Below are 24,088 nucleotides of genomic sequence, written 5' to 3' on the forward strand. Positions count from 1 at the left end.
AATTAGGGAATTTGAGAAAAAATTGTTGGATGTTTTAAAAATTTAAATTGTGTATTTTTATTAGTGGGTTTATAGGGTTTAGTTTATATATGCGTATCCACTTCTTTTTTCTATATTTATAGAGGCTACATTGTTATTTTTATCTGTTAAAACTATCTTACAATCACCTTTTAATAGTCTTGAATAAGGTCTTTTCGCTCCTTTATTGTTAGTAACACTTACCACTCTCATAGGCCTACCTAATTCGTCAAAATCAATGGTTTGTGTTTTGCCTTTTCCGCAACTACCGACAAATTTAACCGATTTTATGCCATATTTTTTTTCAATATTTAAATCTATATTAATTTTATTACAATAGGATTGAGGAATGCCTCTCCAGCCCGCACTTAAGAATTTGTTTGATTTTTGTGTATCGATGGCAACCTCTTCTTTGGAATTTAAATTACCACTAAATTTATTACCACTACCTCTTTTATCATAAAAAATACTATATTTCCAAGATTTAACTCCAGGCTCATCTACTGAGCACTCTTGCAAACTAGTGTCATTGATAGCTATCCCCCATCTCATTTTAAACCAAAATTTTTCATTTTCAGAATGTACAAATTTATCATCTTGCATGGCAAGGTGCTGGGCGTACCTTATATGCGTTAGCATCTGCGTGGCTGCCTCTCTGGCTCCGTTTATTTCTAGCCTTGGTATGATCATTGCTGCAAGTATGCCCACGGCAATAATCACAAAGATAAGCTCTATAACAGTAAAACCCTTGTTTTTATGCATCTACCTGCCTCTTACATCAAAATTTGCGATTACTTTTCCCATTTTTTCTATGCAAAATTTTGATTTTCCATCTAGATCGGCGCTTACCAATAAATTTTTAGACTCATCTCTTACGTCTATACCATAAAATTTAAGTCTTAATGCAAGCTTTTTATTATCAGTGTATAAATCCTTAATTTCCGCTTCTTTTAATTTAGCAGCAAGCTCTTTTACAACATCAAATTTATAGACAAAATGCTTTGTTGGGCTACCTAAAAATAGGTAAAAAATTTGATTAAATACGATCATCGACCAGTTTAAGGCTAAAAAAAGCATCACTAAGGTCGTGCAAATTTTATAGCCTTTTCTAAATTTTGGCAATCTTACACGATACGAATTAAAAAAAACTCTTACCATAAGTGGCGTTGCGATCACGCAAAATGGCAAAAACTGCTCAAGTTCTAGCCTTTGGCGCACTGAGACTATCATACAAAAGCAAAACGAGCAAATCGCAATAAACCATAAAAGATCTTTTTTCTCTTTAACCCAAATTCTATAAATCGTATAGACAAAAAAGATAAAAATAAACGGCGAAAAAACAGCGGCAAAGATACCAAAAGTATCGATAAAGTGCCCACTTGGCCTACCATTTGTATCAAAGCCAAAAAAGTAAAGTGTTAGTAAAAACAAAATAGCACTTAGCCAAGCAAGAGGCGGCTTTCTTTTGTAAAGTGCAAATATAAAAAATCCTGCGTAAAATATCAAAAAATCGCCATCTATAAAAAAAGCAAGACAAAAAAATGTTACAAATAAAATTTTATTTTTAATATGGAAAAAGTATATACATAGAAGCGCCAGCATAACGCAAAGCCCAGCATTATTGACGATAAGAGCTGAAGCTAGCGTGCCAGGAAGTAAGATAAAAAGCAATACCGCAATAAGTCTGTCAAATTCTAATTTAATGTAAAATTTGCTTATCTTATACATTAAAACGACACTTATTACATGAAAAGCGATCATCACAGATCTTAGAGCAAGATCTGTTTGATCAAAAATTTGAACGCTTAAGTTTAAAACATGGCTAAGAAAATTTTGTTTGTTAAAAAAAATTTCAGCTTCACTATAACTTATACTAAGAGAATTTGCCGTATAAAGTAAAAATATACAATCAATCAAACATATTAAAAATACGCTAAAGGCGACGTGATGTCCAACAAATTCTCTAAATTTATCTAGCAAAAATTTTCCTTAAATATGTATATCCCAAAAAAACTCAATCCAATCGTGAGCCTCTTTTACCTTAAATTCTGGCAAAAGCAGAGCTTTCTCTTTATAAAAGACGGTCGCTATTTTTATATCTAAATTTGGATAGCGTTTGAGCAGCTCTCTTTTTATCTCGACCATACTCTCGCCACTATCGATGATGTCATCAACGAGTAAAATTTTAGTGTATTTGCTAAGATCTGGCACGTTAAAGATATTAATCGTATCAAGCTTATTTGTATCTTCATAATGGATAGAATTTAGGGTAAATAAATTTCTATTTTCAAGCGCGACAGCTAGCGAGTGGCCAAGCGTTAGACCGCCCCTTGCCACAGCTAGTATCACCTCTGGATCAAACTCATCTTTTATCTGTTTTGCCATCTTTTTAGCATCAACGGCAAATTCATCGTAGCTATAAAATATCATCTTTCATCCTTATCAATGCACTAAAAATACGATAAAACTAATGAGCGCTAGCACGACTACGCCTAAATTTATATCGCTAAATTCTCTCTTTATGAGCTTAACTATGACGTATGACATAAAGCCAAATGCAAGGCCATTTGTGATCGAATAGGTAAGTGGGATGAGCACAACTATAAAAAATGTCGCAACCGCAATGGCTGGATCTTTGAAATTTATACTAGCAAGCTCAGCAAACATAAGCACACCAACCATTACAAGGATCGGATAAATGGCATTGCCAGGGATCGCTTTAAAAAGTGGTAACATAAATAATGTAAGTATAAATAAAAGTCCGCAAAATACAGCCGTTAGACCGGTTCTACCGCCCTCTTCTACACCGCTAGCACTCTCTACAAACGATGTGGTCGTACTTACGCCTACAAGTGAGCCAGCTGCCGTAGCAATAGCGTCAGCTTCAAGAGTTTTTTCAAGTTTTACGACGCCATCTTTTTTGTTTTCATCAAAAATTCCAGCCCTTGTGCCAACGCCAGCTAGCGTGCCTATCGAGTCAAAAAGATCAGTCACAAAAAATGTGATAACAACTGGTAGTAAGGCTAGGCTAAAGGCACCTTTTATGTCAAGCTCTAAAAATATCGGTGAGATAGAGGCTGGGGTTGAGAAAATTTCTGTTGGATGAGGAGCGATGCCAAGCACCCAAGCGATCACAGAAGTAGCAAGCACAGCTAGGATAAACGCACCCTTTATATTCCACGCCCAAAAGCAAATAACCAAAAATAGCCCCAAAACGCCAAGAAGCACGTTTGGATCTCTGAAATTTCCTATGCCAACCAAAACCGCGTCGTTATTTACGATAAAGCCCATTTGCTGAAACGCAACAAAGCTGATAAATGTGCCTATACCAGCGCTTATCGCTCTTCGTAGATCAAGTGGGATGGATCTAATTATCCACATCCTAAAATTTGTAAAAGACAAGACGACAAATATCACGCCGCTTAGAAAAACAACGCCAAGAGCCGTTTGCCAAGCCACTTTCATACCGATGCAAAGACCAAATGTAAAATAAGCGTTAAGTCCCATGCCAACGCTCATCGCAACTGGCGTGTTCGCCCAAAGACCATTTAATATCGTAGAAAAGATGGTAATTAGCGCAGTTGCAGTGATTAGTGCCTCATAAGGCATACCAGTTTTGCTCATAATGATCGCATTTACCGGCACGATATACATCATCGCCAAAAACGTCGTAAGTCCCGCTCCAAATTCCTGCTTCACACTCGTTTTGTTTTGTGCTAAGTCAAAAAATTTCACCCCAAGCTCCTTTAGTAAATTTTAAGTTCGTTATATAAGCTATCACGCTCAACCGGCGTAAAACCAGATGTTTTAATAAGATCACAAAATGTCTTTAGCGTAACGCCATTTGCGCTATTTGCGCCAGCTGCACTTTGAATGCTCTCTTTTTCTATCGTACCATCAAGATCATCAGCGCCAAATTCCTGAGCGATCATCGCTAAATTTAGCGTCGAAGTAGCCCAGTAAGCTTTGATATGTGGGACATTATCAAGCACAAGACGTGAGATCGCCAGAGTCTTTAAAATTTCAGCTGATCCTAGAAATTTCACATCTTTTAAGTAGTTGTTTTCTCTTTGATAGACAAGCGGTATAAATGCGTTAAAACCGCCAGTTTCATCCTGCAAGCCCCTGATTCTAAGCATATGATCTATTCTGTTATCACGGCTTTCTATGTGACCAAAAAGCATCGTTGCGTTGCTTTGCTTGCCTTTATCGTGCCACATTTTGTGGATTTTGAGCCAGTTTTCGCTGCTTACTTTGCCTTTGCAAATTTTAGCCCTGACCTCTTCGTCAAAAATTTCAGCCCCGCCGCCTGGCATGCTATCGACGCCGTATTCGAGCATCTTTTCTATCACCTCATCATAACTTAGTCCGTAATGCCTTGATAAAAAGTCGATCTCAGCTGCCGTCATCGCCTTTACGTGAAGTTCTGGATGAGCTGCCTTTATCTTTTTAAAAATTTCTAAATACCACTGCCAGCCACTTTTTGCATTGTGAGCGGAGACGATGTGTATCTCTTTTACTCCGTGACTCACACTCTCATCAACAATCTTTAAAATTTCTTCGTGGCTCATTAAGTATGGATTTGGATTTTTTCTGTGAGCCGAAAATGCACAAAATTTACAGATATCAGCGCAGATATTTGTTGGATTGATATGGCGATTTACATTAAAAAAGACCTTATTGCCGTGCAGTTTTCTGCGCTTTTTATCGGCAAATTTAGCCAAGGTAAAAAGATCAAGCTCATAAAGCGAAAAAGCCTCTTGTTTGCTTAATCTCTCGCCACTTTCTAGTTTTTGTAATAGATTCATTATCTTTATCGTCCTAAAGCTGAACTTAAGGCTTTATTATAGGCAAATAAAGCTTTGTTTTTGCAAAAATTATGTAACATTTGCCAAGATATTTTTAACAATGGAAACATTAAATGCTGGCTGATAAAAGTACCAAAAATAGCAATAATTATTTAAAAATCAAAGAGAAATTTCTTGATTTTAAGGCAAATTTACCAAAACATTTTCAAAAAAATCAGGGTAGAAATTTTGCAAATTTTTTAGCCAAAGAATATGATGATTTTATAAAATCTTATTTAAATGAAACTATGCGAGATTTTTTTGATGATTTTGTGCCGCAAAATGACAGCTTTGCTTTTAGTGTTTTAGCTACTGGAAAATACGCCCAAACTCTACTTAGCGCAAATAGTGAGCTTGAAATTTTACTAGTTTATAAAAATTTAAAAGGCTACAACATAAAGAATTTCTTAAAAGAATTTAGCGAAATTTTAAGTAGCTCTGGAATAAATTTTTATATAAAAAGCGCTGAAATAGATGAAATTTTTACAAATTACAAAGACGATCTCAAATTTAAAAGCGAAACATCGCAAGTCCGATATATCTGTGGTTCAAAAAGTCTCTACCGCTTAGTAAAAAGCGAGATCGTAAAATTAAAAGAATTTGATAAAAAAGCCTTTTTAAACTACCATTTAAAGGCATTCTTGCCATTTTCTAGCATCAGCTACTTAGCCCAAGAGCCAAATCTAAAAAGTGGCTTTGGTGGGATAGATGAAATTTATCACCTAAACTGCATACTAAACTGCCTAGATAGCGACATTTCAGTTAGATCACAAGCCCTAAAAGTGATGAATGAAAAAGAGATCGCTAGCTTTAACCTAAATGTGGACTTTTTACTAAGCCTGCTAACTGCCTTAAATTTAACGCAAAATTCTGATACTTTTAGCGCTTCAAGCGTTGAGATCACGACAAATTTTATGCAAACAAAGTCTAAAAAACTTCAAGATAACGAAAGCGTTATCAGCCAAAAAATGCTAAGCTCAATGAATAATATCGCTATTTATTCGAGGTTTATCGTCGCTTCTCTTTGTAGGCCATTTTTTAAAAGCGAGCTAAATTTTGATCAGAGAAAATTTGCAAGGCTAAAAAATGGCTTTTACGAAATAAATGGCGTTATTTACGTGCCACTTCATAAAAAGCCAGCTCTCATCGAGGATCTCATAAATGAGCTTTTAGAACTAAAAGATGTGGATTATAAATTTGACATAAGCGCGATCTTTTACATCAAGCGAGCCATCATCACAAAAAGCGGCTTGGAGCACGCTATAAGCGAGTTTAAGAAGATATTTTTAAGAAAAAATTCCTACGCGATTTTAAAATCATTGCTCGATGCGCAAATGATACAAATTTTAATAAAGCCAATGGAGCATATCAGCCAGCTAGCTCAGTACGACGGCTATCACGAATTTACAGTCGATGAGCATAGTATTTTAAGCGTAAAATTTCTTGAAAATATAAAAGATAAATTTATAAAAAATCTCTATACCGAGCTTTGCTTGGAGGGTAAAACAATGCTAAAGATCGTGACTTTAATGCACGACGTTGGCAAGGGGCTTGGTAAAGATCACGCAAATATCGGCGCTAATATCTTTAGAGCCTATGCAAACAAGCTAAATTTAAGCCAAAAAGCCGTAAATATCGGCGTCATCTTGATAAAATACCACACGCTAATGAGCAACGTCTCAAACAGAGAGGACATTTATTCGCAACGCGTTATTTTTGCTTTTATCTCAAAGCTGGGCGACAAACAGGTTTTAAAACTACTTTACATCCTTAGCTACTGCGTGATAAACGCCACAAATGAGAGACTTTATAATGCCTACACAGCAAAGCTTTTAAGAGAGCTTTATGAAATTTCTCTTAGTGCATTTAGCGACGAAAATTTACTTGATGAAGCGACAAGGCGCGTAAAAAAAGAGCAGTCCATAAAACGAAATAGCGAGTTTTTGGCGCTTGAGTCAAAGCTGCAAGAGAAAATTTTTAAAATCACATCAAATCTTGTCTTTATAAAATATAGTGCGAGTGAGATCATAAATTTAAGCAAGGCTGCAGATAGCTTAGATGCGACAGAAATTTTTATAAACAACTCTAAAAATTTAAGCATTCAGATCTATACAAAAAAGAGCCTAAATTTAAGTGCCCTGCTCTATGAATTTGCTAAATTTGACCTAGCATACATGGAAATTTTTGAGCTATTTGAGAAGAAATTTTATATCAGGCTTGATTTTAACCAAAATGTTAAAAAAGAGGAGCTTGAAATTACTAAAAATTTAGCTCTAAAATCCCTAAATAGCGAGGTTTTAAAAGAGCCTTTGAAACCAAACATTAACAAAGATGAGATAAACTTCGAGCTAAATCACTCAAAAGATTACGCCAAACTTAGCATCAACGCAAAAGATCAGCGCGGGCTAATGGCTTATGTGATGAGTGTTTTTGACAGGCTTCATTTTCAAGTCACGAGTGCTAGAATCCAAACGGTCAAAAATAGAACAAGAAATCTCTTTTTGATCGAGAAAAACGAGCGACTTGAGAGTAAAGGCGAAGAGATATTAAATTTATTAATAAGCGAGTAAAACATGTGTGGAATCGTAGGATACATCGGAGATAAAGAGAAAAAAGAGGTCATTTTAAGCGGCCTAAAAGAGCTTGAGTACCGAGGATATGACAGCGCTGGTATGGCTGTGATGAGTGATGACAAAATCGACTTTTTTAAGGCTGTCGGTAAGCTTGAAAATTTAGCCCTAAAGACAAAGGACTTTACATCAACTGGCTTTGGCGTGGCGATAGGTCACACACGCTGGGCGACGCATGGCAAACCAACTGAGATAAACGCTCATCCACACCTTGGCGAGCACTCATTTGTCGTTCATAACGGCATCATCGAAAACTACAAAGAGCTTAAAGATGAGCTTGAAGCAAAGGGCGTGAAATTTGTCAGCCAAACCGATACTGAGGTGATCGTGCATCTTTTTGAAGAAATTTTAAAAGAGAAAAAAGACCCATTTAAAGCTTATGAGGCGACTATCGCGAAGCTAAGAGGTGCATATGCGACGCTACTTATCACCAAAACTGCGCCTGATAAGATATTTTTTGCAAAAGATGCCGCTCCTATGGCGATAGGTAAGAGTAATGAAAAAGAGCTATATTTTGCTTCATCAGACGCTCCACTTATTGGCAATGCAACAGAAGTGGCATATCTTGATGACAATAATTACGGCTATGTGAGCTTAGACGAGATAGCTGTTTTTAAACACGGCAAAAAGGCTAGCATAACATTTAACGCCTTGCCAAAAGACAAAAGTTATGCCCAAAAAGAGGGCTATACATTTTTTATGGAGAAAGAAATTTACGAGCAAGGTGCAGTCGTATCTGAAACCATCATGGGCAGAGTCAAAAACCACAAAGTCACCCTTGAAAATTTAGACGATGAATACCTAAAAGGTATCGATGATGTAGTGCTTTGTGCGTGTGGCACGAGCTACCATGCAGCGCTAACCGCAAGCTATCTTTTTGAAAGACTTGCTAAAGTTAGAACAAAGGTCGAAGTAGCAAGTGAATTTAGATATAGAAAGCCTTATCTAAACAAAAACTCGCTATTCATCGTAATCTCACAAAGTGGCGAGACAGCCGACACTCTTGAAGCACTTAGGATAGCTAAAGAGGCTGGGCTAAAGACACTTGCGATTTGCAACGTCGATAACTCATCTATCGTTAGACTAGCTGACAATACTCTTCTAACTCGCGCTGGCATCGAAAAAGGTGTGGCAAGTACAAAGGCTTTTGCAACGCAGATCATCGTGCTTTGGATGCTTGTGCTTCAAATGGCGGCAGCAAAGGGATCTATCAGCAAAAAAGAGCTTGATCACGAGATCAAAACGCTTCTTCACATCCCACAAATTTTAAATATCAATAACTCTCTTCAAGAGAAGCTTCACCGCCTAAGCAAGCATTATTTACACGGACATGGCTTCTTCTTTATCGGTAGAGATATCTTCTATCCACTAGCACTTGAAGGTGCGTTAAAGCTTAAAGAAATCTCATATCTTCACGCCGAGGGCTATCCATCAGGCGAGATGAAGCACGGTCCTATCGCACTTGCAGATGAGAAGCTATTTACAATCGCTTTAATGCCTCAAAATTTACTTTATGAAAAAGCAAAAAGTAACGTCGAAGAGCTTGCTGCAAGAGATGCCTACATCCTAGCGATAAGCCCACTTGAGTTTGAGCTAAGCGATGACTACGTAAAAATAAGCGCACAAGATCACTATATGAGCGAATTTTTTGAGATGATGCTTGTACTTCAGCTACTTGCACTTGAAATTTCTGTTAGACTTGGCAACAACGTCGATATGCCAAGAAATCTTGCAAAAAGCGTGACTGTCGAATAACTCGTGTGGCTGGCATCTTGCTGGCTACTTAAATTTTTATAAAAGTAGTTTTGCATTATGCTACTAAACATAAATCTTATATTAATATTTTTATAATATTTGCTTATATATAATGTTAAAAAACCAACTTAAATATTAAGGATAAAAATGAAGTTAAGTTCATCTTTACTAAGCATAGGCCTTGGAGTTTTACTTTTAAGCGGTTGTGCAACTGGCAATAGCAACGGTGTAACTGGCAGTGCTGCTGGAAGCAATAACAATAATGCTAACACAAAAATAGAAAAATGCAGTAGCACTCTTGGAACACTTGCGTTTTATGAAGACCAAAATTCTGATTGGTATTCATATTTAACACACAACTACAAGCTCACATCAACTATTCCGGTTTTGCGTCTTCTTGCGCAACAAACTGGTTGTTTTGTTATAGTTGAACGTGGCGCTATGATGGATAATATGATGCAAGAGCGTGCACTTGATAGATCAGGCGAACTACGTGGTGGTTCCGGCTTTGGTAAAGGTAAAATGGTAGCAGCTGATTATACTATTCGCCCTGAAATTTTCTTTAGTAACGAAGATACGGGCGGTGCAGGTGCTCTTGTTGAAGCACTTTTTGGTAGTGTAGCAGGTGCTATAGCTGGTGGTTTTTCAACAAAAGAGACACAAACCACATTGGTTCTTATAGAAAATCGTTCAGGTGTTCAATTAGCGGCAGCTATTGGCTCAGCTTCTAGCACTGACTTCTTTGGCATGGGCGGCGGTGCTGGCGCTTCTCTTGGCGCGGGACTTGGCGTATATTCAAGAACACCTGAGGGAAAAACACTTGTAAATGCTTTCCTTGATTCAATGAATCAATTAGTTATTGCTCTAAAAGACTACAAAGCACAAAATGTAAAAGGCGGTCTTGGCAAAGGCGGAAGTCTAAAAGTAGGAGAATAACATGAAATTTTTAGCCATTTTATTTTGTTCATTGACTTTTTTGTTTGCTATGAGTTATGAAAAAAAAGTTGAAGCTAGGCTTTGTGGTCTTATAAATCAAAGAGAAATGGCTAAAATTTATGGCGATATAAGAAGCATTGATAGCTTTGACAAAAAAATAGAAAGCTACAAATTTCGCAACGGAATAGAAAAATTTGACGAGGATAGTTGCCGTGCAAATGGCTACTATCCTGTTGATCCAAACTATGCGCCATATCCGCCTAACTACCGCCCATACTATCGAAATGAGTACGAAAGATATGATAGATTTCAGCGTGGTTACCGCGGAGGCTACTATAACGATGACGACTATGATGATGGTTTTGAGCGTGGATATAGACGTGGTTATAAGGATGCTAGAAGAGACTATAGGCTAGGTAGATAATCTTATCTAGCCTTAACTTTAACTGGCTCTTTTCTAACAAAAAAACGACTTCTACAAATAGCAAATCAAAAACAATACATATACCAAATTTTACTGCTATAAATAAGTTCAGTGCATTGATTAAAAATTACAAAACCTGTGGATACGACAACATCCCAACTACCCAAATTTTTCTTTCGACAAAAGAGTAATAGACACCCTTACAAATAAGCTAGAGCAAGACCATAAAAATTTAAAAGAGCTAACAAGCAATATCAGCAGAGACGATCTTTTAAAGGTGCAAATTAGTGCACTTGAAGATGAAATAATAAGTTCATCTCTCATAGGGGGCGAAAGGCTTAAAAGATCAAGCATTCGCTCGTAGATAAAAAAGAGGCTAGATGAAAATTTTGACTGGCTAGCTGATACTCATGCGACTAGACACAGTGTTAATCTAGTCTCGCTAATGTTTGAAGTAAATTTAAACAAAGACTATATGAACCTCGAGCGGCTACATGGCTGGCACAATACCTTGTTTGAATATATCCAAAGCAAAACTTACAAGATAAAACGAGCCAAGTTTAGAGATGATGAGATGAGCGTCGTCTCAGGCTCTCCAGAAAATGTGCAAATCCACTATGAAGCCTTGCCAGTAGAGGTATAGAAGATGAGATGAGAACTTTTAAAATTTTATCAACAAAAGCCTTGAAAACGCATATCTAAAAAGTTTTATTGCACATCTTTAGTTTTTTATCCATCCTTATGATGACGGTAATGGACGCATAACAAGGGCTTTGGCGCACTACTTTTTAAGAGAAGATGGTGTTAATCCATTTTCTATCTCTAGCATTATTTAAGCAAATAGAAAAAATTATTATGAAATTTTAGAGCAGATAACAAATCTTGGAAATAATTTAAATTTTGATTTCACAGAGTGGATAATGTAGCACACCTACAAGCGGTAAATAGCGCTATAAACAAGCTATAAGCTTACTAAAAATATAAAATTTCTATCGTAATTTAAGAGTCAAAGCCATTAAAATTTATCTTTACCTAGTATCGTTGTCAGCTGTTCTTTGATTCTATCATCAAATTCACTAACGCTTATGACACCCCTACTTTCGCACATCTTGGCATCATTAACATCGCAGTAGTCACTAAGTGCATTTTTGTATCCGCCCCTTATGCAAGCCTCTCTGTCTTCTAAAAATCCAGCACCACCAAGGATAAGCACGCCAAGATCAAAACCTATCTTAAATTTCGCACTCGCTGAGCTTTTAACCCAGCTTAAAAATATCTCATCGTATCTTAATCCAAGTGCTCCAACGCCATCTGGCACGACTAAGATATCCACACCATAAAGGCTTTCAGCATAAATTTCTGGATGAAGCCTGACACCAAATTCATCGACAACCTCAGGCTTTAGTGCGTAAGTCTTGATATTAAAATTCTCAAATTTATGTAAAAAATCATAAATTTTGGCAAAGCTTAGTAGATTTAGCTTGTCAAACATCAAAATGCCAACTTTCATGCTAGCTCCTTTTAATGAAGTGCCTCATTTAGCTTGATCGCCCTTTTGCTCGCACTTGCAGTGATCTGACCTGTTTGGCTATTTTGTCTAAAATGAAGTCCATTTAGCCCACCAAGCTCAAGCGCTTTGTAAATTTCAGCTTCAAATTTAAACTCTGGATTTAGTTTGGCTAGCTTTTCGCGCTCGCTAGCTGATATATAGACTTTTGTGCCCTCAAGCACTGCTATGCCAGCATCCACGATGCAGTTATCGCCAAGAGGTATGCCTGTGACTGAGTTTGCGCCAAGCAAGCAGTGTTTGCCAATGCTTACAGGGTTCCCGTTTGTGCCACTTAGCACGCCAAGTATGCTAGCTCCGCCACCTACGTCACTACCATCGCCAACTACGACAGAGCTACTAACCCTACCTTCAACCATCACCCCACCGGTTGTACCTGCGTTAAAGTTAATATAGGCAGCACCAGGCATAACGACTGTGCCAGGATACACGGCAGCGCCCATGCGAACCTTAGCTGAGTCTAAAATTCTCGTGTTATCAGCCGGAATGATATGGCTTAAAAATCTTGGAAATTTATCCACACTAACGATCGCTGGGTATTCGCCAAACATCTTTAGAGAAATTTCATTTTCTCTTAGCCATTCAAGCTCAATCGGCGTATTTTGGCTAGTCCATGCAACATTTGGTAACGTACCAAAAGCTCCATCAAGCACGATCGTTCTAGGTGCAACTTTACCAAGTGAGATCAAGTAAAGCTTAAGATATACGGCCTCCACGCTAAGTGGTTTTGCATCATCAAACAAAAATACAAGCTTAAATTTATTCTCATTTAGTTCAAGATCGTCATCGAATGCCATTTTTACGGCATGCAAATTTTGTACATTTTTATGAGAACTTATCTCTTTTTCAAAAACACTAAAGAGCTTGATAGCTTTTTTCACCACTTTTGGCGTAAGATCAGCTACAAATTCAGAGCCATTAAAATCAACCTTAACATCACATTTTTGCAAAGCATAGATATAAGCAGCAGCGCTTAAAAAGCTCTCTTTGTAATTTACAACAGCAAAAGTCGCTTGCAAAATTTTATCTGTATTTTTTTGTCCACGATCGATCCTAGCGATACCAAAAGCAAGCGGATCTTTGTAACCATCTTTTTTCCTAAATTCTTCAAAAAATTCCTTAAATTCATTTGCATCTTTAAACTCTTTAGACATCTATTCTCCTTTAAATTTTTTTCTTAGTCTAGCCAAAAATGGCTAAAAATTTTATGATTTTAAGTCCATTAAAATTTTAAATATTTTTATATTTTTAATAATGATTAATCTTATCATAAAGTAAATTGCAATAAGATTTTGCAAATTTAAAGAAGGGGTTTAAATGTCAAATTTAGTAACAAAACCTAAATTTGCTCTGGCTGCGTTAATCGGCCTTATCGCTGGTGTTGTCTCAGCCTTTGTCAAATGGGGAGCGGAATTCCCACTTCCTCCAAGAAGTCCGATGAATATGTTTAACGCTGCTTGCGGGCCAGAAAGTGCCATTAGAGCAGCCGATGCGATCGATTGCTCTAGAAATTTCTTAAATCCGCCTTATGTATTTTTAAGAGATTATTTGGGAGTGACCGATCCAAATGCCGCTATTTATGAGTTTGCAGGGCATGCGTTTAACTACGTAATGATGACGCATATATTATTTTCGATCGTTTTTGCGGTTGCTTATTGTGTTTTGGCTGAAAGATTTCCAAAGATTACAATATGGCAAGGCTTACTAGTTGGCATTATCGTAAATATCGCTGTTCACGTGATCACACTACCTATTTTGGGGCTTACTCCACCACTTTGGACACTCCCTTGGTACGAGCATGTATCTGAATTTGTCGGTCACATGATATGGTTCTGGTCGATAGAGATCATCCGTCACGACCTAAGAGCTAGGATCACAAAAGAAAAAGATCCAAGTGATTATTGCTGCTGCAACGCATAAATGCAAATTTTTGCTGTTTTGGGCTAAAACCTAAAACAGCAACCAAATTTATCTCACCATTTAAAAGCAAAATTTATCCGCGATTAGCACTCTTGGCTAAGCTCTAAATTTTCTAAACGAAGTGGCTTTTCACCTTCAAAAATCAACCCAATACCAAAAGGCTCGCAAATATCAAGCGCACCCTCAGCAAATCTCATCAGCCACTGCTTATCATGCGCATAAAAGGTGCATTGAGGCGAGCTAAAGGGCAGTTCGTAAACTGGCACATCAAGCGCTCTAAGCTCATCCTTGCTCAAAAGGTATTTTTGCTTAAGCTCATCTTGCAAAAACGTAAGCGCATCTTTTATGTGCCGGTCGATATCCTGAGCGATACGCTCTGCTAGCAAAGTAGTCTCATCATCCACATCTACCCCATTTGCCGAGATAAGGCAAAAGAGCACCTGCCCAAAAATTTCACTTTTTAGCTCCGTCTGGGCGTACCAAATAAAACCTTCATCCGTTGCTACTTTTTCAAGCTTGCCAAATTTTAAAGTCATTTTTTATTCTCATTTTTTGTAGTTTTGCTACTCCTATGAAAAGAGCCAAATTTAAGCAAATTTGTAATGAGCTAAAATTTATCATCTAAAATGAAGATAACTTGTAAATTTGCCCTTTTAGCATAAAGAAAAAGCTAAATTTACAAGCAAATTTTCAGTTTTTCTCGCTATTTAGAAGCAAAATTTCTCATCAGTGCCATTTTGCTTGCGCATAGCCTTAAAGTTAGCGAGATTATCCTTGTCTAAAAAGTAATCTTTCTCCTTTTTATTGCGGGCTTCTAGCTTTTCTATGCCTTTTGCAAGGGCTGCTTTTCTATCTTCGTGAGGCGAGCTAAATTCTGGCGAAAACATCGCTTCATAGGCATTTTTCTTGGTCCATTCAAGCGCTTTATCAGCGATATCTTGTTGCTTTTTGATATCGCAAAATGCATAAGGATTGACCACGTCGCCAACAAGCTTCATAAACGCCCCTATCGCGGCCACCACGTCAGTAAATTTCTCGCCCTCCATGTCTATAACGCCTCTTAGCAAGATCGCGCGATTTTTTGCCGCATAAAACCAAAATACCGCATCATCGCGAAGTCCAAGATCGTATGCGCGAGCTGAAAGGACAAAAAGAGTTATCGGAGAGACCATTTGTGGGGCGTCTTGCACGATCTTTTCAGCCTTTTTAAAGTCCTCTTCTCTGCCACTTTTTAAAAGCTCATCTATCTTGTCATAGACCTTGACGTACTCCACCTTGCCAGCATTTGCTGAGTAGTATGGCGTGACGTAGATGTCGATACTTCTAACTTTGCCGTCATTTGCAAAGCCACATACCGCTCCAAAAAGTAGCGCCGTAAGCAGTGATAAAATTTTCATTTTAGCTCCTTGGCTTAAAAATTTTTATTATTCTAACTAAAAGCAGTTGAAAAGATTAGGATAAATTTAAGAAAAAGTCCGCAAATTTAAGCGGACTTTGAAGATTAATTTTTAAAACTATGAATAGGTGCTGGAATTTGTCCGCCACGAGCGATGAAGTCGGCACTTGAGGCTTTGTTTATCTTCATCACAGGCGCTCTTCCTAAAAGGCCGCCAAACTCGATCATATCGCCCTCACGTCCAAGAGGTATGATACGAACGGCCGTTGTTTTTTGATTTATAACGCCGATAGCCGCCTCATCAGCGATCATCGCAGCTATGCTTTCACTTGGCGTATCCGCAGGTATGGCGATCATATCAAGACCAACCGAGCATATCGCGGTCATCGCTTCAAGTTTTTCTAAATTTAGCGATCCAGCGCGCACCGCAGCTATCATGCCCTCATCTTCTGAGACCGGGATAAATGCACCGCTTAAGCCGCCAACTTGATTGCACGCCATGACGCCACCTTTTTTGACCGCGTCATTTAGCAAAGCAAGTGCCGCAGTCGTGCCATGCGTACCAACAGCCTCAAGCCCCATCTCTTCAAGCACACGAGCTACCGAGTCGCCCACAGCTGGTGTCGGAGCAAGAGAGAGATCGACGATACCAAATTTAACCCCAAGGCGCTCACTCGCCATTTGACCAACTAACTGGCCGATACGCGTGATCTTAAACGCCGTTTTTTTAACGGTCTCAGCCACCACGTCAAAGCTCTCGCCACGCACCTTTTCAAGGGCTCTTTTTACCACGCCAGGGCCAGAAACGCCGACATTTATCACCACATCGGCCTCGCCCACGCCATGAAATGCACCAGCCATAAAAGGATTATCCTCGACTGCGTTTGCAAAGACGACAAGCTTAGCACAACCCATCTCAGATGCTGCCGCCGTCTCTTTTATAATGCGTCCCATATCACGCACAGCGCTCATATTTATGCCGGTTTTCGTTGAGCCGACATTGACACTTGCACATACTTTTGAAGTCTGAGAAAGTGCTTGTGGGATAGAATTTATCAAAATTTCATCGCCCTTTTGATATCCCTTTTGAACTAAAGCTGAAAAACCACCTATAAAATCAATACCAACTTCAATCGCCGCCCTATCAAGCGTCTTTGCGATCATCACGTAGTCTTTTGCGTCCGTTGCGGCGCCGATTATCGAGATAGGCGTCACGCTCACTCTTTTATTGACGATTGGTATGCCTAGCTCAGCAGAAATCTCGTTGCCCACTTTGACTAGGTCTTTGGCTTTAGCGGTGATTTTTGCGTAAATTTTGTCGCAAGCTTTGTTGATATCAGGATCGATACAGTCAAGCAAACTAATGCCCATCGTGATCGTTCTGATGTCAAAATTTTGCTCTTCGATCATCGAGATCGTTTCGGTTACGTTTTTGATGTCCATTGTTTTTCCTTAGATTGTATGCATCGCATCAAAGATAGCGGAGCTTTGGATATTTATCTTTACTTTTAGACTCTCTCCAAGCTCGTTAAGCTCTGCTCTTAAGGCCGTAAAGTCTTTATTTTCTTCACTTGAAACCACTGCCATCATCGTAAAAAACTCATCTAAAATAGTCTGTGAGATATCATCTATGTTTAGTCCTAGCTCGCTAAGCTTTGCTGAGACGCCAGCAACGATGCCAACTCTATCTTTTCCAACTACGGTTACGATCGCTTTCATGTTTTCTCCTATTAAATTTTAAATGATTGCATTTTGGCTCCAAAATTTAAGCCAAGCATCAAGCAAAGCTAAATTTTGGTAGCCAAATTCAAACTGGCAAATTTTAAAATTTGCTCTAAATTTTATCTTTTGTAAATTTTACTTCGAGCAAGCACTCTTGCCGTCATTTACGGGCTGGATCGCTGAGTTATCAGCTCCACCATCACTATTTATATTTTCTATCACTTCCCAAAGTCTAGCAGCCGCACTCTCGTAGCGTTTTGCAGTGACTGAGTTTGGCTCGTAAAAACTAACCGGCCTACCATTATCGCCACCCACACGAACAGCTGGCTCGATAGGGATTTCAGCTAAAATTTGCGTATTGTAAGCTTTTGCTATCTCTTCAGTCGTACCTTTGCCAAAGATGTCATACTCTTTGCCATTATCTGGGCAGATGAAACCACTCATATTTTCGATGACGCCAGCGATTGGGATGTGAAGTTTTTCAAACATATCAAGCGCACGTTTGCTATCGTCAAGCGCTACCACTTGTGGCGTTGTGACGCAGACACCTGCCGTTACCGGCACGCTTTGAGCTAGAGTTAGCTGCGCGTCTCCCGTTCCTGGAGGCATGTCGAGAAACAAGACATCAAGCTCACTCCAAAGCACGTCTTTTAATAGCTGTTCGATCGCTTTCATGATCATCGAGCCACGCCATATGAGGCTCATGCCCTCCTCCATCAAAACACCCATACTCATCATCTCAACTCCGTGGCTAAGTATCGGCTTTAGCTTGTTACCAACGACTTGTGGCTGAGTATTTACTTCGCCAAGCATTCTTGGGATATTTGGTCCGTAGATGTCAGCGTCTAAAATTCCCACTTTCTTGCCTAGTTTTGCCATTGAGATGGCTAAATTTAGAGTCGTGGTTGATTTACCAACGCCGCCTTTACCTGAGCTTACCATTACGAAATTTTTAACTTGTGGCGCGATATTTTTGCCACTTTGAGTGTTACTTTTCTCCTCAGGTATCTTTGGCTGGATCAAATTTAGCACATACTCATTTGAGCCCATGACACGTTTGATGTCCGTTTTTAGCTCGTTTGCCACTTCTGGGCTTGAGCTGACGATCTCGACTTCTATTGTAATTTTATCGCCGATTTCTACATTTTTTACAAAGCCAAAGCTAACTATATCTTTTTCAAAACCAGGATATATAACACCTTTTAGCCTATTTAAGACCTCTTCTTTATTTAACATTTTTCTCCTTTATCTAGATCTTTTGAAATTTTATATGCACAAAATTTTGGTCCGCACATCGAACAAAAATGAGCGCTCTTAAACGCGTCCTCTGGCAAGCTTTCATCGTGAAGTTCTCTAGCCTTTTTTGGATCAAAGCTAAGCTCAAACTGCTTGTTCCAGTCAAACGCATATCTCGCATCACTCATCTCGTGATCCTTTTCTATCGCTCCCACCTTTCCAAGTGCGACGTCTGCGGCGTGAGCTGCTATCTTGTGAGCTACGATGCCCTCTCTTACGTCATTTTCATTTGGCAAGCCAAGGTGCTCTTTTTGCGTCACGTAGCAAAGCATGCTAGCGCCGTGATATGCCGCCATCGTGCCGCCGATCGCTGACGTGATATGATCGTATCCTGCACCTATGTCTGAGACAAGCGGCCCAAGCACGTAAAATGGGGCGTCATGGCAGAGCTCTTGTTCGATTTTCATATTATACTCAATTTGATTTAATGGCACATGACCAGGGCCTTCGATCATCACTTGCACATCTTTTTGCCACGCACGAAGCGTAAGCTCCCCAAGCACCTTTAGCTCGCTAAGCTGTGCCTCGTCTGTCGCATCAAAAAGGCATCCTGGGCGAAGTCCGTCGCCAAGCGAGAGCGAGACGTCATATCTTGCACAAATTTCTAAAATTTCATCAAAAATTTCATAAAATGGATTTTGCTTATTTAGCTTTGACATGTAGCTTGCGCTTAAACTGCCACCACGGCTTACTATGCCCATTTTACGCTTTTTAACAAGCGGCAAAAACTCACGCAAAAATCCAGCATGTATCGTAAAGTAACTAACTCCTTGCTTTGCTTGCTTTTCAAGTATCTCTAAAATGAGCTCATTTGTGATATTTGTAACCTCTTTTGCCTCTTTTAAAATTTCATACATAGGCACTGTGCCAACTGGCACGCTTGAATGCTCGATGATCGCACTTCTAATAGCATCCAAATCGCCGTCCGTGCTTAGATCCATAACCGTATCAGCGCCAAATTCTAAGCAAATTTCAAGCTTTTTAAGCTCCGTGCAAATGTCACTACTTAGACTTGAGTTGCCGATATTTGCATTGACCTTTGTCTTTAGCTTTCTGCCTATGCCCATTGGCTTTAAATTTTTATGATTTATATTTGCTGGGATGATGATGCTACCTTTTGCAACCCCATCCATCACTAAATTTTCACTAAGCCCTTCGATCCTTGCCACATAGCTCATCTCTTGCGTTATCTCGCCGCGCCTAGCATAATACATCTGCGTCTTATCTCTCATATAAGGCCTTTTTTGATTTTTAAAAACCTAATTTTAGTCCTTTTTTGATTTAAACTAACTAAATAAGCTTTTAAAAATTTACTTTTTAAAAAGAAATTTTGAAGTTTTGAGATGTATAATTCTGTAACAATTTTCAAAGGAGTTATCTTGCTTGATATATCACTTATAATGCTTGGAGCAGGAAATTCTAGCCGTTTTGAGCTACCAGTAAAGAAGCAATGGCTTCGAATAGGAAGCGATCCACTTTGGCTATTTGCCACTAAAAATTTGAGTAACTTTTACACATTTAAAGAGATCATTGTCGTTAGCAAAGAGTGCAAATATATGTCAAAATTTGCTCCAAATTATAAATTTGTTGATGGCGGCGAAACCAGACAAGATAGCCTAAAAAACGCGCTTGAGCTAGTAAATAGTGAATTTGTCTTAGTTAGCGACATCGCTCGCCCTTGCATCTCAAGCGAGCTTTTTCACAAAATTATAGAGGCAGCGAGTCAAGCTGATTGTGTAGTTCCAGCGCTAAAGATCGCAGACACCGCTTATCTTGGCGAAAATGTGGTTGATAGAGATAAGGTAAAACTGATCCAAACGCCGCAACTCTCGCGCACAGCACTTCTTAAAAAAGCTCTTAGTAGCGGTGAAATTTACACAGATGATAGCTCGGCTATGAGAGCCATTGACGCAAGCGTATGGCAAATTTTAGGTGATGAGATGGCAAGAAAGATCACTTACAAAGAGGATCTTGCTAAAATTTCTGCTTTAAAAGAGCCTGAAAATGAAGTCTTTGTAGGAAATGGCTTTGATGTGCATGAGTTTGAAAAAGGTCGTCCTTTGGTTCTTTGTGGTGAGAAGATCGACTATGAGTTTGGGCTAAAAGCTCACAGCGATGGCGACGTGGCACTTCATGCGCTAACTGACGCTATCTTGGGAGCTGCTGGGCTTGGCGATATAGGTGAGCTTTTCCCTGATACGGATGCTAAATTTAAAGATATTAGCTCCATTTACTTACTTGAGGAAGCTTACAAAAGGGTGCAAAGCGTGGGCTTTGTGCTAACAAACGCTGATATCACGATAATGGCACAAAAACCAAAAATTTCAAAACTAAAGTCAAAAATGGAGGCAAATATCGCAAAAGCTCTAAATTTAAGCCAAAGCCGCATAAATGTAAAGGCAACGACTACTGAAGGGCTTGGCTTTGTTGGTAGATGCGAAGGGATCGCCGTAATGGCAAGCGCAAGCCTTAAATTTTACAATTGGAAGCAAATATGAAAATTTTAATAGTAGAAAATGAAATTTACCTAGCTGGCTCGATGGCTAGTAAACTAGCTGACTTTGGCTACGACTGCGAGATCGCTAAAAGCGTAAAAGAGGCATTGAAGTTTGAAAATTTTGATGTAGTGTTACTTTCTACCACACTTCCAGGGCAGGATTTTTACCCTGTTATTGAAAAATTTAAAAGCTCTATCATCATTTTATTAATCGCTTATATCAACAGCGACACTGTGCTAAAACCGATCCAGGCAGGGGCAGTTGATTACATCCAAAAGCCATTTATGATAGAAGAGCTGGTTAGAAAGATAAAGCACTTTGAGGAATTTAGAAATTTCAAAAACGAGATCAAAAACTACGAAAGCTACGTAAATTACGCTTTAAAAGAGTACGAAATTTCTAGCTTTGAGGCAAAAAAGATAAAATTTCCACTGCTTTTAAAATCAAGCAAAAGCGGATACAGCGATAAATTTATATTTAGCTACGTAAAAGCTTGCAAATTGCCATTTTTATTTTTAGGCAAAGCCTGTTTCTCTGAGCTTGAAAAGGCACTAGCCAAAAATGGTGATGAGCTAATCTATATGACAAATTTAGAGGAGCTAAAACAAGAAGAAAAAGAGAAAATTTTAGAAATTTGCAAAAAGAAAAAGATCGCGATCTCAACTAGCGATTTTGCACAAAAAGCACCATTTGACGAGCTTGAACTCTCAGGACGCGATAAAAATTTCAATATCGATGAGATCGTTACGATCGATGAATACATAAAGTACATAATCGTTAATTATCAAGATAAATTCCCTGATACAGAACTTAGCAAGAAGCTTGGAATTTCTAGAAAATCACTTTGGGAAAAGAGAAAGAAATATGACGTCAGCAAGAAAAAATAGTGAAATTTCTATAAATACCGAAGTTTTTGGTGCTTTAGAGCTAATAAAAAATAAAATTCTCTCAGATTACGACTCGCTTATGGATGATGAACAGATAAAAGAGGTGAGTAAAAAAGGCTATTTTAATGGCGAGCCGATGCCGTATTCTTTTGGATTTGCTCCATTTGGCGAGCTAAATCAAAATATTGCTAGCAAGCTTACTCCTGGACAAAAGGTAAATCTAAGTCTTGATGGTAAGATCGTTGGACACATTAATGTTGCTAAAGTCTTTAAATTTGACGAGAGCATGAGGGCTAAAAATATATTTTTAGCAAACGAAGCCAGCAATGATAAAGAGCTAAATTTAGGCAAATACGGCATTAGTGGCGAATTTGAGCTTTATGATGAAAGTATGCAAATAAGTAAAAATGCACTAAATGATCTAATAAAAGAAGATGGTGCTAAAAAGATAACGGCTGTCTTTTTAACGGCTGATCCATTTAATAGAGCTCACGAGCGCCTTGTTAGAATGACTATTGATAAGGCTGATTTAGTAATCATTTTTTTAATACGAACACGTGAAGAAAAGCATGTTGATTACGAGATTAGAAAGCAAGTGCTAGATTATTTTATACAAAATTATTTGCCGACAAAAAAGGTCTTTGTCTTTGCTCTAAAAAATACGACTCTTTTTAGCTCACATGCAAACCCAACGCTTGAGTGCATCGCTGCTTCAAGATTTGGGGCAAATAAGCTAGTCATCGGACAAAACCACTCAGGAATCGGGATGTTTTTTGATCACAATGAAGCTCATACGATTCTTGATATTTATAAAAACGACCTAAATTTAGAGGTAATCGTGCTGCCAGAGCTAGTTTATTGCAACAAATGCAAGACACTAGTTAGCACTAAAAGTTGCCCACACGGACAACACCATCAGATCAAATATCATCCAGATGTTATCAAGGAGCTGCTATTTAACGGCATTATGCCACCAGCCATTCTTGTGAGGCCAGAAATTTCTGCACTGGTTTTAAGCAAACTCTTTACAAATCGCTTCAAAGATGTGCAAAAGCTTTGTGATGATCTTTTTGTAAATTCAGGACTACTTGAAAACAAAACTGACCGCGACTTTTACGAAGAGCTTATGAAGCTTTATCAAACGTCATCACTTACTTAAGGAAATTTATGCAAAAACTATTTTTAACTTTTTTTGGATTTGGACTTTTGCCAAAAGCACCTGGCACTTGGGGCTCTATCGCTGGCGCTGTGGTAGCTTATTTTGTACTTTATTTTTTATCATCAACCACACTTTTTCTAGCTAGTATTTTGCTCTTTTTGATAAGTATTAGCGTTATAGATGATTTTGAAAAAAAGGTAAATTCTCACGACGAAAGTTTTATTGTTATAGACGAAGTTGCTGGAGTTTGGCTTGCTATTGCCATTAGCGGAGCTACGATCTCTCAACTCATACTCTCACTTGTGCTTTTTAGAGTGCTTGATATCAAAAAGCCTTCGATAATAGGTAGGATCGACCGCAATGTAAAAGGTGGCCTTGGCGTAATGGGCGATGATATGGTGGCTGGTTTTTTTGCTGGAATAATTAGCGCAATAATATATGGGGTTGCTATAAAATTTGGCATAACTTTGCCGTAAAAATATAGATTTTTGGCAAAGTTATATAGGCTTAAATATCTTTTATATAAATTTTAAGCAAGTCCTAGCTCATTTAAAACAGAACTTAAATTAACCGAGCTACTATTCTTACTATTAAGATTTTTTTGCTTCTCTAGCAGAGCTTGATTAGCAAGTGCTATATTTAGCTCTTTGCGGTAATCACTTAAAATTTTATCCATTATTTTAAGCAGCTCATTTTTTTGATCCTGTGTTTTTGCGGGATCATCTATGCCTAGAAGTTCAGTTAGCTCCTTTTTCTTTTGGGCTATTTTTTCTTCTATCTTGTTAGAATTTAGCTCACTTATAAAACCAACTGCGCCAATTTCAGTAAGTCTTTTTTTAAACTGTTCAATCTTATCTGAAATTTTTGCATCGCTTGCGATCTTATCCATAGCAAGGCTTAAAATTTCATCAAAACTATTTTTTTTATCCTTAGTTTTGCTTGAGCCTGATTGCAATAAATAATCGATTATGTCGTTATTTTGTACCTTCATATATCTCCTTTTGCTGTATTGAGATATATTTTATAAGCAAGA

Annotated in this window: 26 protein-coding genes; 12 read left to right on the forward strand and 14 right to left on the reverse strand. The window is 38.3% G+C overall.

The window, feature by feature from the left end; translation table 11 throughout:
* Nucleotides 1–78: 78 nt before the first annotated feature.
* Genes CVT17_RS05910 through mqnE form a run of 5 tightly spaced genes read right to left on the reverse strand, consistent with a single transcriptional unit; the run spans nt 79 to nt 4,829 of the window.
* Entirely contained in the window at nt 79–780 is a 702-nt protein-coding gene (locus tag CVT17_RS05910) for a pilus assembly FimT family protein (RefSeq protein WP_087577762.1), read from the reverse strand.
* Nucleotides 781–1,998, reverse strand: a complete 1,218-nt coding sequence (locus CVT17_RS05915; RefSeq protein WP_107770207.1) for a glycosyltransferase family 39 protein — start codon at nt 1,996–1,998, stop codon at nt 781–783.
* Between the two features lie 9 nt (nt 1,999–2,007).
* Entirely contained in the window at nt 2,008–2,448 is a 441-nt protein-coding gene (locus CVT17_RS05920; RefSeq protein ID WP_107770206.1) for a phosphoribosyltransferase, read from the reverse strand.
* A 12-nt stretch (nt 2,449–2,460) separates the two neighbouring features.
* A complete protein-coding gene (locus CVT17_RS05925; protein WP_107858936.1) occupies nt 2,461–3,753 on the reverse strand; it encodes an NCS2 family permease in 1,293 nt (430 codons plus the stop codon).
* Between the two features lie 11 nt (nt 3,754–3,764).
* Nucleotides 3,765–4,829: an aminofutalosine synthase MqnE gene (mqnE, locus tag CVT17_RS05930; protein WP_107858935.1), complete on the reverse strand. Its 1,065-nt coding sequence runs from the start codon at nt 4,827–4,829 to the stop codon at nt 3,765–3,767.
* Between the two features lie 110 nt (nt 4,830–4,939).
* Between mqnE and CVT17_RS05935 the strand changes: the two genes are divergently transcribed.
* The 7 genes from CVT17_RS05935 to CVT17_RS09595 all read left to right on the forward strand — a co-directional run bounded on the left by CVT17_RS05935 (nt 4,940) and on the right by CVT17_RS09595 (nt 11,446).
* Entirely contained in the window at nt 4,940–7,435 is a 2,496-nt protein-coding gene (locus tag CVT17_RS05935) for an HD domain-containing protein (RefSeq protein WP_107858934.1), read from the forward strand.
* Between the two features lie 3 nt (nt 7,436–7,438).
* Entirely contained in the window at nt 7,439–9,250 is a 1,812-nt protein-coding gene (gene glmS / locus CVT17_RS05940; RefSeq protein WP_107770202.1) for a glutamine--fructose-6-phosphate transaminase (isomerizing), read from the forward strand.
* A 147-nt stretch (nt 9,251–9,397) separates the two neighbouring features.
* Nucleotides 9,398–10,186: a peptidoglycan-binding protein gene (locus tag CVT17_RS05945; RefSeq protein ID WP_107770201.1), complete on the forward strand. Its 789-nt coding sequence runs from the start codon at nt 9,398–9,400 to the stop codon at nt 10,184–10,186.
* Between the two features lies 1 nt (nt 10,187).
* Nucleotides 10,188–10,610: a gamma-glutamyl phosphate reductase gene (locus tag CVT17_RS05950; RefSeq protein WP_084041528.1), complete on the forward strand. Its 423-nt coding sequence runs from the start codon at nt 10,188–10,190 to the stop codon at nt 10,608–10,610.
* A 142-nt stretch (nt 10,611–10,752) separates the two neighbouring features.
* On the forward strand, nt 10,753–10,974 hold the full coding sequence (locus tag CVT17_RS09590) for a DUF4172 domain-containing protein (protein WP_223154482.1): 222 nt from the start codon (nt 10,753–10,755) through the stop codon (nt 10,972–10,974).
* An 81-nt stretch (nt 10,975–11,055) separates the two neighbouring features.
* Nucleotides 11,056–11,253 carry a hypothetical protein gene (locus CVT17_RS05960; protein WP_141081831.1) on the forward strand — a complete coding sequence of 66 codons (198 nt, stop codon included), beginning with the start codon at nt 11,056–11,058 and terminating at the stop codon, nt 11,251–11,253.
* 88 nt (nt 11,254–11,341) lie between these two features.
* Nucleotides 11,342–11,446 (forward strand): Fic family protein, encoded by a 105-nt coding sequence (locus CVT17_RS09595; RefSeq protein ID WP_107770537.1) that lies wholly within the window; start codon nt 11,342–11,344, stop codon nt 11,444–11,446.
* Between the two features lie 179 nt (nt 11,447–11,625).
* On the opposite strand, the gene CVT17_RS05970 is transcribed toward CVT17_RS09595, so the two are convergent.
* The gene (locus tag CVT17_RS05970; protein WP_107770200.1) at nt 11,626–12,120 is read right to left on the reverse strand and encodes a hypothetical protein; all 495 of its coding nucleotides are present in this window, start codon (nt 12,118–12,120) and stop codon (nt 11,626–11,628) included.
* 11 nt (nt 12,121–12,131) lie between these two features.
* The gene (locus CVT17_RS05975) at nt 12,132–13,331 is read right to left on the reverse strand and encodes a tetrahydrodipicolinate N-succinyltransferase N-terminal domain-containing protein (protein ID WP_107770199.1); all 1,200 of its coding nucleotides are present in this window, start codon (nt 13,329–13,331) and stop codon (nt 12,132–12,134) included.
* 163 nt (nt 13,332–13,494) lie between these two features.
* Between CVT17_RS05975 and CVT17_RS05980 the strand changes: the two genes are divergently transcribed.
* On the forward strand, nt 13,495–14,097 hold the full coding sequence (locus CVT17_RS05980; protein WP_107858933.1) for a YagU family protein: 603 nt from the start codon (nt 13,495–13,497) through the stop codon (nt 14,095–14,097).
* Between the two features lie 83 nt (nt 14,098–14,180).
* Here the strand turns inward: CVT17_RS05980 and CVT17_RS05985 are convergent, their stop codons facing one another.
* From CVT17_RS05985 to thiC, 6 genes are all read right to left on the reverse strand, one after another.
* Nucleotides 14,181–14,633, reverse strand: coding sequence for a hypothetical protein (locus CVT17_RS05985; protein ID WP_107858932.1), 453 nt, complete (start codon nt 14,631–14,633; stop codon nt 14,181–14,183).
* 171 nt (nt 14,634–14,804) lie between these two features.
* Complete coding sequence (locus CVT17_RS05990; protein WP_107858931.1) at nt 14,805–15,494, reverse strand: cytochrome-c oxidase; 690 nt, start codon at nt 15,492–15,494, stop codon at nt 14,805–14,807.
* 104 nt (nt 15,495–15,598) lie between these two features.
* Nucleotides 15,599–16,936 carry a PFL family protein gene (locus tag CVT17_RS05995; RefSeq protein ID WP_107858930.1) on the reverse strand — a complete coding sequence of 446 codons (1,338 nt, stop codon included), beginning with the start codon at nt 16,934–16,936 and terminating at the stop codon, nt 15,599–15,601.
* A gap of 9 nt (nt 16,937–16,945) precedes the next feature.
* A complete protein-coding gene (locus CVT17_RS06000) occupies nt 16,946–17,212 on the reverse strand; it encodes an ACT domain-containing protein (protein ID WP_107776492.1) in 267 nt (88 codons plus the stop codon).
* Nucleotides 17,213–17,350: 138 nt separating this feature from the next.
* The gene (locus CVT17_RS06005) at nt 17,351–18,451 is read right to left on the reverse strand and encodes an Mrp/NBP35 family ATP-binding protein (RefSeq protein ID WP_107793769.1); all 1,101 of its coding nucleotides are present in this window, start codon (nt 18,449–18,451) and stop codon (nt 17,351–17,353) included.
* Entirely contained in the window at nt 18,445–19,743 is a 1,299-nt protein-coding gene (thiC, locus tag CVT17_RS06010) for a phosphomethylpyrimidine synthase ThiC (RefSeq protein WP_107858929.1), read from the reverse strand. The genes CVT17_RS06005 and thiC overlap by 7 nt, the downstream gene beginning before the upstream one ends.
* 147 nt (nt 19,744–19,890) lie before the next feature.
* On the opposite strand from thiC, the gene CVT17_RS06015 reads away from it, so the two are divergent.
* Genes CVT17_RS06015 through CVT17_RS06030 form a run of 4 tightly spaced genes read left to right on the forward strand, consistent with a single transcriptional unit; the run spans nt 19,891 to nt 23,531 of the window.
* A complete protein-coding gene (locus CVT17_RS06015) occupies nt 19,891–21,009 on the forward strand; it encodes a bifunctional 2-C-methyl-D-erythritol 4-phosphate cytidylyltransferase/2-C-methyl-D-erythritol 2,4-cyclodiphosphate synthase (protein ID WP_107858928.1) in 1,119 nt (372 codons plus the stop codon).
* Nucleotides 21,006–21,896: a response regulator gene (locus CVT17_RS06020; protein ID WP_107858927.1), complete on the forward strand. Its 891-nt coding sequence runs from the start codon at nt 21,006–21,008 to the stop codon at nt 21,894–21,896. Before CVT17_RS06015 ends, CVT17_RS06020 begins: the two co-directional genes overlap by 4 nt.
* Entirely contained in the window at nt 21,874–23,055 is a 1,182-nt protein-coding gene (locus CVT17_RS06025; RefSeq protein ID WP_107858926.1) for a sulfate adenylyltransferase, read from the forward strand. The genes CVT17_RS06020 and CVT17_RS06025 overlap by 23 nt, the downstream gene beginning before the upstream one ends.
* 8 nt (nt 23,056–23,063) lie before the next feature.
* Nucleotides 23,064–23,531 carry a phosphatidylglycerophosphatase A family protein gene (locus CVT17_RS06030; RefSeq protein ID WP_107858925.1) on the forward strand — a complete coding sequence of 156 codons (468 nt, stop codon included), beginning with the start codon at nt 23,064–23,066 and terminating at the stop codon, nt 23,529–23,531.
* A 53-nt stretch (nt 23,532–23,584) separates the two neighbouring features.
* Here the strand turns inward: CVT17_RS06030 and CVT17_RS06035 are convergent, their stop codons facing one another.
* Entirely contained in the window at nt 23,585–24,046 is a 462-nt protein-coding gene (locus tag CVT17_RS06035) for a response regulator (protein WP_107858924.1), read from the reverse strand.
* Nucleotides 24,047–24,088: the final 42 nt, after the last annotated feature.

This window comes from Campylobacter concisus (assembly GCF_003048775.2).
GTDB classification, from domain to species: domain Bacteria; phylum Campylobacterota; class Campylobacteria; order Campylobacterales; family Campylobacteraceae; genus Campylobacter_A; species Campylobacter_A concisus_I.

Bases quoted from the DNA above. Each gene is read 5' to 3' on its own strand.
- CVT17_RS05910 (WP_087577762.1), bottom strand. From the start codon at position 780: ATGCATAAAAACAAGGGTTTTACTGTTATAGAGCTTATCTTTGTGATT.
- CVT17_RS05920 (WP_107770206.1), bottom strand. From the start codon at position 2,448: ATGATATTTTATAGCTACGATGAATTTGCCGTTGATGCTAAAAAGATG.
- CVT17_RS05935 (WP_107858934.1), top strand. From the start codon at position 4,940: ATGCTGGCTGATAAAAGTACCAAAAATAGCAATAATTATTTAAAAATC.
- glmS (WP_107770202.1), top strand. From the start codon at position 7,439: ATGTGTGGAATCGTAGGATACATCGGAGATAAAGAGAAAAAAGAGGTC.
- CVT17_RS05945 (WP_107770201.1), top strand. From the start codon at position 9,398: ATGAAGTTAAGTTCATCTTTACTAAGCATAGGCCTTGGAGTTTTACTT.
- CVT17_RS05950 (WP_084041528.1), top strand. From the start codon at position 10,188: ATGAAATTTTTAGCCATTTTATTTTGTTCATTGACTTTTTTGTTTGCT.
- CVT17_RS05960 (WP_141081831.1), top strand. From the start codon at position 11,056: ATGTTTGAAGTAAATTTAAACAAAGACTATATGAACCTCGAGCGGCTA.
- CVT17_RS05970 (WP_107770200.1), bottom strand. From the start codon at position 12,120: ATGAAAGTTGGCATTTTGATGTTTGACAAGCTAAATCTACTAAGCTTT.
- CVT17_RS05975 (WP_107770199.1), bottom strand. From the start codon at position 13,331: ATGTCTAAAGAGTTTAAAGATGCAAATGAATTTAAGGAATTTTTTGAA.
- CVT17_RS05980 (WP_107858933.1), top strand. From the start codon at position 13,495: ATGTCAAATTTAGTAACAAAACCTAAATTTGCTCTGGCTGCGTTAATC.
- CVT17_RS05985 (WP_107858932.1), bottom strand. From the start codon at position 14,633: ATGACTTTAAAATTTGGCAAGCTTGAAAAAGTAGCAACGGATGAAGGT.
- CVT17_RS05990 (WP_107858931.1), bottom strand. From the start codon at position 15,494: ATGAAAATTTTATCACTGCTTACGGCGCTACTTTTTGGAGCGGTATGT.
- CVT17_RS05995 (WP_107858930.1), bottom strand. From the start codon at position 16,936: ATGGACATCAAAAACGTAACCGAAACGATCTCGATGATCGAAGAGCAA.
- CVT17_RS06000 (WP_107776492.1), bottom strand. From the start codon at position 17,212: ATGAAAGCGATCGTAACCGTAGTTGGAAAAGATAGAGTTGGCATCGTT.
- CVT17_RS06005 (WP_107793769.1), bottom strand. From the start codon at position 18,451: ATGTTAAATAAAGAAGAGGTCTTAAATAGGCTAAAAGGTGTTATATAT.
- thiC (WP_107858929.1), bottom strand. From the start codon at position 19,743: ATGAGAGATAAGACGCAGATGTATTATGCTAGGCGCGGCGAGATAACG.
- CVT17_RS06020 (WP_107858927.1), top strand. From the start codon at position 21,006: ATGAAAATTTTAATAGTAGAAAATGAAATTTACCTAGCTGGCTCGATG.
- CVT17_RS06025 (WP_107858926.1), top strand. From the start codon at position 21,874: ATGACGTCAGCAAGAAAAAATAGTGAAATTTCTATAAATACCGAAGTT.
- CVT17_RS06030 (WP_107858925.1), top strand. From the start codon at position 23,064: ATGCAAAAACTATTTTTAACTTTTTTTGGATTTGGACTTTTGCCAAAA.
- CVT17_RS06035 (WP_107858924.1), bottom strand. From the start codon at position 24,046: ATGAAGGTACAAAATAACGACATAATCGATTATTTATTGCAATCAGGC.